The organism is Pseudomonas sp. S2_H01 (assembly GCF_054668305.1).
Genome location: NZ_CP162756.1, coordinates 597,612 through 610,426, shown reverse-complemented (window position 1 = coordinate 610,426; position 12,815 = coordinate 597,612). Strand labels below are relative to the sequence as shown.

Annotated in this window: 8 protein-coding genes; 5 read left to right on the top strand and 3 right to left on the bottom strand. The window is 57.9% G+C overall.

What is annotated here, in order from left to right:
* Positions 1–42 precede the first annotated feature (42 nt).
* From clpX to AB4N84_RS02710, 5 genes are all read left to right on the top strand, one after another.
* Positions 43–1,326: an ATP-dependent Clp protease ATP-binding subunit ClpX gene (gene clpX / locus AB4N84_RS02730; RefSeq protein ID WP_062390606.1), complete on the top strand. Its 1,284-nt coding sequence runs from the start codon at positions 43–45 to the stop codon at positions 1,324–1,326.
* 181 nt (positions 1,327–1,507) lie between these two features.
* On the top strand, positions 1,508–3,904 hold the full coding sequence (lon, locus tag AB4N84_RS02725; protein ID WP_074759351.1) for an endopeptidase La: 2,397 nt from the start codon (positions 1,508–1,510) through the stop codon (positions 3,902–3,904).
* A gap of 145 nt (positions 3,905–4,049) precedes the next feature.
* Positions 4,050–4,322: an HU family DNA-binding protein gene (locus tag AB4N84_RS02720; protein ID WP_074759350.1), complete on the top strand. Its 273-nt coding sequence runs from the start codon at positions 4,050–4,052 to the stop codon at positions 4,320–4,322.
* A 251-nt stretch (positions 4,323–4,573) separates the two neighbouring features.
* Entirely contained in the window at positions 4,574–6,448 is a 1,875-nt protein-coding gene (locus AB4N84_RS02715) for a SurA N-terminal domain-containing protein (RefSeq protein WP_074759349.1), read from the top strand.
* Positions 6,449–7,392: 944 nt separating this feature from the next.
* A protein-coding gene (locus AB4N84_RS02710) for an IS3 family transposase (RefSeq protein ID WP_460042898.1) occupies positions 7,393–8,747 on the top strand; the annotation gives its coding sequence in 2 pieces (ribosomal slippage) (positions 7,393–7,852 and positions 7,852–8,747; 1,356 coding nt in all).
* Positions 8,748–9,369: 622 nt separating this feature from the next.
* On the opposite strand, the gene fabI is transcribed toward AB4N84_RS02710, so the two are convergent.
* From fabI to AB4N84_RS02695, 3 genes are read right to left on the bottom strand one after another with little or no spacing between them, the layout of a single operon-like run.
* The gene (gene fabI, locus AB4N84_RS02705; protein WP_074759137.1) at positions 9,370–10,164 is read right to left on the bottom strand and encodes an enoyl-ACP reductase FabI; all 795 of its coding nucleotides are present in this window, start codon (positions 10,162–10,164) and stop codon (positions 9,370–9,372) included.
* Between the two features lie 18 nt (positions 10,165–10,182).
* Positions 10,183–11,793 (bottom strand): ABC transporter ATP-binding protein, encoded by a 1,611-nt coding sequence (locus AB4N84_RS02700; RefSeq protein WP_074759139.1) that lies wholly within the window; start codon positions 11,791–11,793, stop codon positions 10,183–10,185.
* 1 nt (position 11,794) lies between these two features.
* Positions 11,795–12,814 carry an ABC transporter permease gene (locus tag AB4N84_RS02695; RefSeq protein ID WP_460045168.1) on the bottom strand — a complete coding sequence of 340 codons (1,020 nt, stop codon included), beginning with the start codon at positions 12,812–12,814 and terminating at the stop codon, positions 11,795–11,797.
* Between the last annotated feature and the right edge of the window lies 1 nt (position 12,815).

Genomic DNA, 12,815 nt, shown 5'->3' with positions numbered 1-12,815 from the left:
CCTTCATCTTGTGTTGCAAGCCTACCGGATTGGATCGATCGAATGACTGACACCCGCAACGGCGAGGACAACGGCAAACTGCTTTATTGCTCCTTCTGCGGCAAAAGCCAGCATGAAGTACGCAAGTTGATTGCCGGCCCCTCGGTATTTATCTGTGACGAGTGCGTCGACCTGTGCAATGACATCATCCGCGAGGAGGTGCAGGAAGCACAGGCAGAAAGCAGCGCGCATAAATTACCATCGCCTAAAGAAATCAGCGGCATCCTTGACCAGTACGTCATTGGTCAAGAGCGTGCCAAAAAGGTTCTCGCAGTAGCGGTGTACAACCACTACAAGCGTCTGAACCAGCGCGACAAGAAAAATGACGACGTTGAACTGGGCAAGAGCAACATCCTGCTGATCGGCCCTACGGGCTCCGGCAAGACCCTGCTGGCGGAAACGCTGGCGCGTTTGCTCAACGTACCGTTCACCATCGCCGACGCCACCACCCTGACCGAAGCCGGTTATGTGGGTGAGGACGTGGAAAACATCATCCAGAAGCTGTTGCAGAAATGCGATTACGATGTCGAGAAGGCCCAGATGGGTATTGTCTACATCGACGAGATCGACAAGATCTCCCGCAAATCCGACAACCCTTCGATTACGCGTGACGTGTCCGGCGAGGGCGTGCAACAAGCCTTGCTGAAACTGATCGAAGGTACTGTGGCTTCCGTTCCGCCGCAGGGCGGTCGCAAGCATCCACAGCAGGAATTCCTGCAGGTTGACACGCGCAACATCCTGTTTATCTGCGGCGGTGCGTTCTCGGGTCTCGAAAAGGTCATCCAGAATCGCTCCACCAAGGGCGGCATCGGTTTCAACGCCGAAGTGCGCAGCAAGGAAGAGGGCAAGAAGGTTGGCGAATCCCTGCGTGAGGTCGAGCCTGACGATTTGGTCAAGTTCGGTCTGATCCCGGAATTCGTGGGCCGTCTGCCAGTACTGGCGACCCTGGACGAACTGGACGAAGCTGCGTTGATGCAGATTCTGACCGAGCCAAAGAACGCGCTGACCAAGCAGTACGGCAAGTTGTTCGAAATGGAAGGTGTGGACCTCGAGTTCCGCACCGATGCGCTGAAATCGGTTGCTCGTCGTGCGCTGGAGCGCAAGACCGGTGCCCGTGGTCTGCGTTCCATCCTCGAAGGCGTGTTGCTCGACACCATGTACGAAATCCCGTCGCAAACCGACGTGAGTAAAGTGGTAATCGACGAAAGCGTGATCGAAGGTACGTCCAAGCCGCTGTTGATCTACGAAAACAGCGAGCCACCCGCCAAGGCGGCTCCCGACGCGTAAGCTGGAAGGCTTCGTACCGGGCGACTGGAAAAGAAAGGGGCCCTCGGGCCCCTTTTGCATTTCACCGTCTCTTTCGCATTAACTCAAAGCGACGCTTGTTTTTTTGGGTATCTACCCCCATCTTGATTTTCAGCTTATTTCTATCTGTCCATGGCCTAAAGGCCGCCGTAGAGGCGAAATCATGAAGACGACCATTGAACTGCCTCTCTTGCCATTGCGCGATGTCGTGGTGTATCCGCACATGGTTATCCCACTGTTCGTGGGTCGCGAGAAGTCCATCGAGGCCCTTGAGGCCGCGATGACGGGCGACAAGCAGATCCTGCTGCTCGCGCAAAGAAACCCAGCAGACGATGATCCTGGTGAAGACGCTCTTTATAGCGTGGGTACGATTGCAACTGTGTTGCAGCTGCTGAAGCTACCTGACGGCACCGTCAAGGTGCTGGTGGAAGGTGAGCAGCGTGGCTCGGTAGAGCGTTTCATCGAAGTGGACGGCCATTGCCGTGCCGAAGTCGCGCTGATCGACGAAGTCGACGCGCCTGACCGCGAATCCGAAGTGTTCGTGCGCAGCCTCCTGGCGCAGTTCGAACAATATGTGCAGCTGGGCAAGAAGGTCCCGGCTGAGGTCCTGTCATCGCTCAACAGCATTGATGAGCCGGGCCGTCTGGTCGATACCATGGCAGCTCACATGGCGCTGAAAATCGAGCAGAAGCAGGAAATCCTCGAGATCATTGACCTGCCTGCGCGTGTCGAACACGTGCTGGCGTTGCTGGATGCCGAAATCGACCTGTTGCAGGTCGAGAAGCGCATTCGCGGCCGTGTGAAAAAACAAATGGAGCGCAGTCAGCGCGAGTACTACTTGAATGAGCAGATGAAGGCCATTCAGAAGGAACTCGGCGACAGCGATGAAGGCCACAACGAAATCGAAGAGCTGAAAAAGCGCATCGACGCCGCTGGCCTGCCCAAAGATGCGATGACAAAAGCCACTGCCGAGTTGAACAAGCTCAAGCAGATGTCGCCGATGTCCGCTGAAGCAACGGTCGTGCGTTCCTACATCGACTGGCTGGTGCAGGTGCCTTGGAAGGCACAAAGCAAGGTGCGTCTGGACCTGGCGCGCGCTGAAGACATCCTCGATGCCGATCACTACGGTCTGGAAGAAGTCAAAGAACGGATCCTCGAATACCTCGCCGTGCAAAAGCGCGTGAAGAAGATTCGTGGTCCGGTGCTGTGCCTGGTCGGTCCGCCTGGCGTGGGTAAAACCTCGCTGGCGGAGTCGATCGCTCACGCCACCAACCGCAAGTTCGTGCGCATGGCGTTGGGCGGTGTGCGTGACGAAGCTGAAATTCGCGGTCACCGTCGTACCTACATCGGTTCGATGCCAGGCCGTCTGATTCAGAAAATGACCAAGGTCGGCGTGCGCAACCCGCTGTTCCTGCTCGACGAAATCGACAAAATGGGCAGCGACATGCGGGGCGACCCGGCGTCAGCACTGCTCGAAGTGCTCGATCCCGAGCAGAACCACAACTTTAACGATCACTATCTGGAGGTCGATTACGACCTGTCCGATGTGATGTTCCTCTGCACCGCGAATTCGATGAACATTCCTGCGGCGCTGCTGGACCGTATGGAAGTGATCCGTCTGCCGGGCTACACCGAAGACGAGAAGATCAACATCGCCACCAAGTACCTCTCGCCGAAGCAGATCGCTGCGAATGGCCTGAAAAAAGGTGAAATCGAGTTCGAAGAAGAGGCCATACGCGACATTATCCGGTACTACACGCGCGAAGCTGGTGTGCGTAGCCTGGAGCGCCAGATCGCCAAAGTCTGCCGTAAGGCAGTCAAAGAGCATGCTCACGAGAAGCGTTTTGCGGTCGTGGTGACAGCTGCAATGCTCGAAAACTTCCTCGGTGTACGCAAATTCCGCTACGGCCTTGCCGAGCAGCAGGATCAAATCGGTCAAGTCACGGGCCTGGCGTGGACTCAGGTGGGTGGCGAATTGCTGACCATCGAAGCGGCAGTGGTCCCGGGTAAAGGTCAGCTGATCAAGACCGGCTCGTTGGGTGATGTGATGGTCGAATCGATCACCGCCGCACTGACGGTTGTGCGCAGTCGGGCGAAAAGCCTGGGCATCCCTCTGGACTTCCACGAGAAGCGCGACACCCACATCCATATGCCGGAAGGGGCGACGCCTAAAGACGGCCCTAGCGCGGGTGTAGGCATGTGCACGGCACTGGTTTCGGCACTCACCCAGATCCCGGTCCGTGCGGACGTGGCAATGACGGGTGAAATCACCCTTCGCGGTCAGGTTCTGGCGATTGGTGGCTTGAAGGAAAAACTGCTGGCGGCACACCGTGGTGGAATTAAAACGGTGATCATTCCAGAAGAAAACGTGCGTGATTTGAAAGAAATTCCTGACAATATCAAGCAGGATCTTCAAATCAAACCGGTTAAATGGATTGACGAAGTCCTGCAAATTGCGCTGCAATACGCGCCGGAGCCCTTGCCGGATGTGGCTCCGGAGATGGTTGCAAAGGATGAAAAACGCGAGTCTGACTCTAAGGAAAGAATTAGCACGCATTAGTCTGGGGGGCCTTCCTTGACAGCTTTTTAGAGCCCTTGTTATAAAGCGGCTCTTTGCAGCGTCAGAAGGCCATTCAGCGTTTGTCTGGCTTCACCAAAAAACTTAGAAAATATACTCAAAATAGATAGATATAAGGGGACTTAGAGTGAACAAGTCGGAACTGATTGATGCTATCGCCGCATCCGCTGACATCCCGAAAGCTGCTGCTGGCCGTGCGCTGGACGCAGTAATCGAATCCGTCACTGGCGCTCTTAAGGCTGGCGACTCTGTTGTACTGGTTGGCTTCGGCACGTTCTCCGTAACTGATCGTCCTGCTCGTACCGGCCGTAACCCACAGACCGGTGAAGCGCTGAAAATTGCAGCTGCCAAGAAACCAGGCTTCAAAGCCGGTAAAGCTCTGAAAGAAGCCGTCAACTAAGTTTCTTTTTTACCTTTGCCTATCCCCAGGACAGGGTTATCCCTGTTCTGGTCGTGAAGCGGCACGGGCGGTTGGTCAAGCGCTGGCCTGTCACCTCAGGGAACGCACATTCGAACCCTGTTCGTTTTGCCCGCTTCACTGGTTACACCTGTTACGACGAGAAGGCGCATCCTCGGATGCGCCTTTCTTCTATCCGGATTTCACCCACGCTCGGCGGTTTGTGAGTCGAATACAACCGTTCTGGGGGACGCATGCTGCAAAATATCAGGGACAATTCACAAGGCTGGATTGCCAAGACCATCATCGGGGTCATCGTGGCGCTGATGGCCCTGACGGGTTTCGATGCCATTTTCAGGGCCACCAGCCACAGTCAGGATGCTGCGAAGGTCAATGGCGACGAGATCACTCAGACCGATCTGGGCCAGGCGGTTGAAATGCAACGCCGTCAGCTGATGCAACAACTGGGCAAGGATTTCGATCCTGCGATGCTCAATGAGAAGATGCTGCGCGACTCGGCCCTCAAGGGCCTGATCGACCGCAAGCTGCTGCTGCAGGGCGCAGCCGACGCGAAGTTCGGTTTCTCCGAAGCTGCGCTGGATCAGCAGATCCTGATGACGCCTGAATTTCAGGTCGATGGCAAGTTCAGCGCCGACCGTTTTGATCAGGTGATTCGTCAGTTGGGCTACACCCGTATGCAATTCCGCCAGATCCTCGGTCAGGAAATGCTGATCGGCCAGATCCGTGCGGGCATCGCAGGCAGTGCGTTCATCACTGACGCACAGGTTGACGCGTTCGCTCGTCTGGAAAAGCAGACGCGTGATTTCGCGACCCTGACGCTGCCAGCCGATCCGTCGAACGTGAAGGTCACCGACGACGAAATCAAGGCGCACTACGACCAGCACGCCAAGGAATTCCTCAGCCCCGAGCAAGTTGTGCTCGACTACATCGAGCTGAAGAAATCCTCGTTCTTCGACAAGGTGTCGGTGAAGGACGAAGACCTGCAGGCGGCGTACCAGAAAGAAATCGCCAACCTGGCTGAGCAGCGTCGCGCTGCGCACATCCTGATCGAAGTCAACGACAAGACTACCGATGCGCAGGCCAAGGCGAAGATCGAAGAGATTCAGGCGCGTCTGGCCAAGGGTGAAAACTTCGCGGCACTGGCCAAGGAGTTCTCGCAGGACCCTGGCTCGTCGGCCAAGGGCGGTGACTTGGGCTACGCCGGCAAGGGTGTTTATGATCCGGCCTTCGAAGACGCACTGTATGCGTTGAACAAGGATCAGGTATCGGCACCGGTTCGCAGCCAGTTCGGCTGGCACCTGATCAAGCTGCTAGGCGTTGAGGCCCCGTCGGTCCCGACCTTCGCCAGCCTGAAAGACAAGCTGACGCATGACCTGAAGTCTCAACAGGTTGAGCAGAAGTACGTAGACGCGAGCAAGAAACTGCAAGACGCCGCGTATGAAGCGTCTGACCTGGTCCAGCCTGCTCAGGATCTGGGCGTGAAGGTGCAGACCACGGCGCCGTTTGGTCGTGAAGGCGGCGAGGGCATCGCGGCTAACCGTGCGGTGATCCAGGCAGCGTTCAGTCAGGAAGTGATGGAAGAGGGTTCCAACAGTTCTGCGCTTGAGCTCGATCCGGAAACCACGGTGGTCGTGCATGTCAAGGAACACCGTCAGCCGGAGCAGTTGCCTCTGGAAGCGGTTTCCAGCGCGATTCGTGCCCAGCTGACCAAACAGCACGCCAGCGAAGCCGTCAAAGGCAAGGGCGAGGCGCTGCTGGCCAGTCTGCGTGATGGCAAGGTTCCTTACAGTGCTACCAAGCAGGAAGGTCAGAACTGGAAGGTGGTGGAAGCCGCTTCTCGCAGTCAAGAGGGTGTTGATCCTCAGGTGCTGCAGGCGCTGTTCCGTATGCCTAAGCCGGAAGGCAAGGACAAGCCGGTCTATGGCAGCCTGACCGCGGCTGACGGCAGCTTTGTGATTGTGCGCCTCAATGGCGTGAATCAGGCGGCGCCGGCGACCGATGCCGAGAAGACGCAGTACCGTCGTTTCCTGGCATCCCGTGAGGGGCGTCAGGACTTCGAGTCGTATCAGTCTCAGCTGCAGTCGGCGGCGAAGATCGAGAAGTATTGATCGTCGCGTTGCGCTGAAAACGAAAAGCCCCGGCTCGTGAGAATTGGGGCTTTTTGGTTTTTTGGTTTTTGGTGGGATTGGCGTTGGGAGGGTGAGCTGATCCATTTTCCTGGGTGGCGCCGAATCACCTTTCCGCCCCTCCGGCGGGTCACTTTTGAAAAGGCACCAAAAGTAACCAAAAGTGCCCTGCTCCTGGTTGGGCCCGACTTCGTCGGGTACCCGCACTCCGACGACGCTCCGTGGGCCCGCGCTGAACGGACATCCATGTCCTGGCAGCGCTCTCGCGGCATCCATGCCGCTCGACCCACTGCGCGCCGTCTGCGTTTGGCCTGCACCCAAGTCGCGTTCTGCGGCGTCTGATCTATCGCGTATGAAGATCAAGATCAAAAGCGAACATTGATCTTGGCCTCGCCCCGATCCTCTTGTAGTAGCAGTGGGAGGTTACGACGGCCGCGAAGGTGGTGTATCAGATAAAACATTTGCAGCTGACCCACCGCTTTCGCGGCCGTCGTAACCTCCGACTGCTCCTACAGGTTCGGCGGCGGGCACAGACCTCTGTAGCAGTCCGGCTTGCCGGCGTTGGCGTCCGTGAGATCGCTGCCGCCGGCAAGCCGGACTGCTACAGGAGATCGCACAACCTCCAGCTTTTGTTTTCGCTTTCGCTTTTGCTTTTGATCTTCCTGCGCGATAGCCCAGACACCACAAGTCACGATTTGGGTGAAGGCCAAACGGAGACGACAGGAGGGCTTTTTAGTTTTTGACGTTGGCGGTTGGTGGGTTTGTTGGGGGTGGCGTTGGGATTGTGAGCTGATCCATTTTCCTGGGTGGCGCCGAATCACCTTTCCGCCCCTCCGGCGGGTCACTTTTGAAAAGGCACCAAAAGTAACCAAAAGTGTGAACTGACCCCCGAAAGTTGGACACCCAGTCCAACCGAGGGAACAGCCATGACGAAGTACGATCCAGCCTTCAAACTCAAACTGGTTAAACAATGCCTGGCCGGCAGCAGCACCAACGGGGTTGCAGTCAAAAATGGTATCGGTCATTCCATCCTGCAGCGCTGGGTGCGCAGCTATCAGCAACACGGTCTGCCCGGCCTTGCGAGGCAGTACAGCCGCTATGACGCCCAGTTCAAACTCAGTGTTCTACAGCGCATTGAGCAGGATGGATTGTCGGACCAGCAAGCCGCCATTCTCTTTGGCATCCGCGGGCAAAACAGCATCGGGGAATGGAAGAGGCTGTACCATGCCGGAGGTATCAATGCGCTGAAGCCGCATCGGGAGAGAGAGCCTGCCATGCCCCAAAAACCATCTGAAAAAGCTGTACAGCCTTGCCCTGGCGATGACGAGCGTACTCGCCAGGAACTGCTCGATGAGCTGGGTTACCTGCGAGCGGAGAATGCCTACTTAAAAAAGCTCGATGCCTTGATCCGGGAGCAGAATGCAGCGCGAGCCAAAAAGCGCACATAATCCAGGGATTGAGGCATGAGCATTCGATGCAATGGCTGTTGCGTGCTGCCGGCTTGGCCCACAGCACGTTCTACTATCAGGCCAAGGCCGTTGCCCGCGATAAACACGCCGGGCTCAAGGCTCACGTGCGACGCATCTATGAGCAGCACAAGGGACGTTACGGCTATCGCCGTATCACCGCGGTCCTGAGACAGATAGGCGAACATGCCAATCACAAGACGGTACAGCGGTTGATGCAGATGATGGGGCTCAAGTCGTTGGTCAGGATCAAGAAATATCGCTCCTACAAAGGCCCGGAGGGCGAGACAGCGCCTAATCGGTTGGCGCGCCAATTCAAGGCCGACCTTCCCGACCAAAAATGGGTGACCGATGTCACCGAGTTCAAGGTCAACGGGCAAAAGCTTTACCTGTCACCAGTACTGGATCTTTGTACCCGGGAGATCGTGGCTTACCAGACCAGCAGGCGGCCGGTGTTTGAGCTGGTGTCAAAAATGCTGGAGAAGGCTCTGGCACGACTGGGGCCAGAGCAGACTCCTTTGCTGCACTCGGACCAGGGGTGGCAGTATCGTCAGGTTAATTACCGGCATCGGCTGGCCCAAAAAGGCCTTCAACAAAGCATGTCGCGTAAAGGGAACTGCTATGACAACGCTGTGATGGAGCGCTTCTTCGGCACTCTGAAGAGCGAGTTTTTTTACCTTGAGCGCTTCGACACCGTTGAGCAATTAGAAGCCGGGCTCGACGAGTACATCCATTACTACAACCACGAGCGGATCAGCATGAAGCTCAACGGCCTCAGTCCGGTACAATTTCGAAGCCAGATAATGAGTCTGTAATTTGTCCAACTTTCGGGGGTCAGTTCAAGTGCCCTGCTCCTGGTTGGGCCCGACTTCGTCGGGTACCCGCACTCCGACAACGCTCCGTGGGCCCGCGCTGAACGGACATCCATGTCCTAGCAGCGCTCTCGCGGCATCCCTGCCGCTCGACCCACTGTGCGCCGTCTGCGTTTGGCCTGCACCCAAGTCGCGTTTTGCGGCGTCTGGGCTGTCGCGTCCAAGAGCAACTTGGGCTGGAGCTAACGCTCTTCGCTTTCTTGAGTCGTGCATCTATCGACCGCACGGCATCCTGTAGGAGCGCGCTTGCCCGCGATCTGCCGCGTAGCGGTAGCAAAATCAGGCGACTCGGTTCTGCCTATCACCCCGCATGCACAGGTTTTGCTGCCGGTTCCCGGCAGATCGCGGGCAAGCGCGCTCCTACAGGATTCGCACAGCCGATACTTTTGCTTTTGATTTTCTAGAGCGGAACCATAATCCGCGTCACCATAAATAACGGATATACACCCACCACCACCCCAAAAAACGCTGGCCAAAAAAAACGGCAGGCCACTCAGCAAACCGCTGACTGACCCACCGCATTCGCCAGCAAGCCGGCTACAAAGGGTGCACGAAGGTTAGAGCATCAACCTTCCAGATCACCCATCGCCGTGGTGTTGAAGCCACCGTCGACGTACATGATCTCGCCGCTGACACCGGACGCCAGGTCAGAGCACAGGAAGGCGCCGGCATTGCCGACTTCTTCAATGGTCACGTTGCGACGCAGCGGTGTCTGCGCTTCGTTGGCAGCCAGCATTTTACGGAAGTTCGAGATACCCGAAGCCGCCAGAGTACGAATCGGACCCGCCGATACCGCGTTGACGCGGGTGCCTTCTGGACCAAGGCTGCGGGCCAGATAACGAACACCGGCTTCCAGACTGGCCTTGGCCATACCCATAACGTTGTAGTTAGGCATGGTGCGCTCGGCGCCCAGGTACGACAGGGTCAGCAGGCTGCCATTGCGGCCTTTCATCATCTCGCGACCGGCTTTGGCCAGCGCCACGAAGCTGTAGGCGCTGATGTCGTGAGCAATACGGAAACCGTCACGGGTGGTGGCTTGGGTGAAGTCGCCGTCCAGTTGATCGCCCGGGGCGAAGCCCACGGAGTGCACGATGCAGTCCAGACCGTCCCACTTCTTGCTCAGTGCTTCGAAGACCTTGGCGATTTCTTCATCGCTGGCCACGTCGCACGGGAAGCACAGGTCGGCGTTCGAACCCCAGCCGGCTGCGAATTCTTCAACGCGGCCTTTGAGTTTTTCGTTCTGGTAGGTGAAGGCAAGCTCAGCGCCCTCGCGATGCATGGCGGCAGCAATGCCGGATGCGATGGACAGTTTGCTGGCGACACCGACGATCAGGACGCGCTTACCGGCGAGAAAACCCATGGTTTGTTCCTCTTCAGGTTAATCGACAGCTGCCGGCGCCAAGAAGGCGGCTTCCAGCAGCTGCTGTGTATAAGGATGTTGCGGTGCGGCGAAGATGTCTTCTGCCATACCCTGTTCGACCACTTGGCCTTGCTTGACCACCATCAGTTGGTGGCTCAGCGCTTTGACGACCGCCAGGTCATGGCTGATAAACAAATACGTCAGGTTGTACTTCGTTTGCAGGGAGCGCAAAAGCTCCACCACCTGGCGCTGAACGGTCCGGTCGAGGGCCGAGGTCGGCTCGTCCAGTAAAATCAGCGCCGGTTTTAACACTAATGCCCGGGCAATGGCGATCCTTTGCCGTTGTCCACCGGAAAACTCATGGGGGTAGCGGTGCCGGGTGTCCGGGTCCAGACCTACCTCCTTGAGCGCTTCGATCACCGCGGCTTCCTGCTCCACCGGCGTGCCGATCTTGTGGATACGCAGGCCTTCGCCGACGATGTCGCACACCGACATGCGCGGGCTAAGGCTGCCGAACGGGTCCTGAAACACCACCTGCATCTGGCGTCTTAACGGACGCACTTGATCCTGCTTGAGACACGCCAGTGAATCGCCCTGAAAGCGTATCTCGCCTTCGCTGCGAATCAACCGCAGAATCGCCAGGCCCAACGTCGACTTGCCCGAGCCGCTTTCGCCGACAATCCCCAGCGTCTGGCCCTTGGGCAGACTGAAGTGGATGCCGTCTACGGCTTTGACGTGATCGACGGTGCGCTTGAACACGCCTTTCTTGATCGGAAACCAGACTTTCAGGTCTTCGACTTCAAGCATCGGCGCGCCGGGAGCGTTGTTCGCAGGGCCGCCTTTGGGCTCGGCACTCAGCAGTTCTTTGGTGTACGGATGCTGCGGCGCACGGAACAGCTCTTCGCACGATGCCTGTTCGACGATGCAACCGCGCTGCATGACACATACTCGGTTGGCAATTTGTCGAACCACGTTCAAATCGTGGCTGATCAACAGCAAGGCCATGCCCAGACGCGCCTGCAATTCCTTGAGCAATTTGAGGATTTTCAGCTGCACCGTGACGTCCAGCGCCGTGGTCGGCTCGTCGGCGATCAACAGTTCCGGCTCGTTGGCCAGCGCCATGGCGATCATCACACGCTGGCGCTGACCGCCGGAGAGCTCGTGTGGCAGGGCTTTGAGGCGTTTCAAGGGTTCCGGGATGCCTACCAGTTCCAGCAGCTCCAGTGTGCGCCGAGTGGCGGCTTTGCCGGTCAGGCCCTTGTGCAGGCCGAGCACCTCGTTGATCTGCTTTTCGATCGACTGCAATGGATTCAGCGAGGTCATCGGCTCCTGAAAGATCATGGCGATCCGGTTGCCGCGAATGGCGCGCATACGTTTCTCGCTGACCGTCAGCAATTCGTTGCCCGCGTACTGAATCGTCCCGGTGGGATGCCGCGCGAGCGGGTAGGGCAGCAGGCGCAGGATCGAATGCGCGGTGACTGACTTGCCGGATCCGCTTTCGCCGACCAGCGCCAGGGTTTCGCCCTTGGGGATGTCAAAGCTGACGCCTTCGACCACGCGCTGGACCTTGTCGCCGGTGACGAACTCGACGGACAGGTTGCGGATTTCGATCAGATTGTCCTGATTCATCTCATTTCCTCGGGTCGAATGCGTCACGGGCGGATTCGCCGATGAACACCAGCAAACTCAACATGATCGCCAGCACGGCAAAAGCACTCATGCCCAGCCACGGCGCTTGCAGGTTGGATTTGCCCTGTGCAACCAGTTCGCCCAACGAGGGAGAGCCGGCGGGCAGTCCGAAGCCCAGGAAGTCCAGCGCGGTCAGCGTTCCGATCGCGCCGGTGAGGATGAACGGCATGAAGGTCATGGTCGAGACCATGGCGTTGGGCAGGATGTGGCGGAACATGATCGCGCCGTTCTGCATGCCCAGCGCCCGCGCGGCGCGCACGTATTCCAGGTTGCGCCCGCGCAGGAATTCGGCGCGTACCACGTCGACGAGGCTCATCCACGAGAACAGCAGCATGATGCCCAGCAGCCACCAGAAATTGGGCTGGACGAAACTGGCGAGGATGATCAACAGGTACAGCACCGGCAGGCCTGACCAGATCTCCAGAAAGCGCTGGCCGACCAGATCCACCCAGCCGCCATAGAACCCCTGCAATGCACCGGCGATGACGCCGATGATCGAACTGAGGATGGTCAGGGTCAGGGCGAACAACACAGAGACGCGGAAGCCGTAAATCACCCGCGCCAGGACGTCCCGACCCTGGTCATCGGTGCCCAGCAGGTTTTCCCACGAAGGCGGGGCGGGCGCCGGGACTTTCAGGTCGTAGTTGATGCTCTGATAGCTGAACGGGATCGGCGCCCACAGGGTCCAGCCGCCTTTGGCTGCCAGCAGTTCTTTGATGTACGGGCTTTTGTAATTGGCTTCCAGCGGGAACTCGCCGCCGAAGGTGGTTTCCGGGTAGCGCTCCAGCACCGGAAAATACCAGTGCCCGTCATAGCGCACGGCGAGCGGCTTGTCGTTGGCGATCAACTCGGCGCCCAGGCTCAGCCCGAACAGAATGAGGAACAGCCACAGCGACCACCAGCCACGTTTGTTGGCCTTGAATCGTTCGAAACGGCGTCGATTGAGAGGCGACAACGTCATA

Excerpts from the sequence above, each read along its gene's own strand:
- clpX (WP_062390606.1), top strand. The coding sequence starts at position 43 with ATGACTGACACCCGCAACGGCGAGGACAACGGCAAACTGCTTTATTGC.
- lon (WP_074759351.1), top strand. The coding sequence starts at position 1,508 with ATGAAGACGACCATTGAACTGCCTCTCTTGCCATTGCGCGATGTCGTG.
- AB4N84_RS02715 (WP_074759349.1), top strand. The coding sequence starts at position 4,574 with ATGCTGCAAAATATCAGGGACAATTCACAAGGCTGGATTGCCAAGACC.
- fabI (WP_074759137.1), bottom strand. The coding sequence starts at position 10,164 with ATGGGTTTTCTCGCCGGTAAGCGCGTCCTGATCGTCGGTGTCGCCAGC.
- AB4N84_RS02700 (WP_074759139.1), bottom strand. The coding sequence starts at position 11,793 with ATGAATCAGGACAATCTGATCGAAATCCGCAACCTGTCCGTCGAGTTC.
- AB4N84_RS02695 (WP_460045168.1), bottom strand. The coding sequence starts at position 12,814 with ATGACGTTGTCGCCTCTCAATCGACGCCGTTTCGAACGATTCAAGGCC.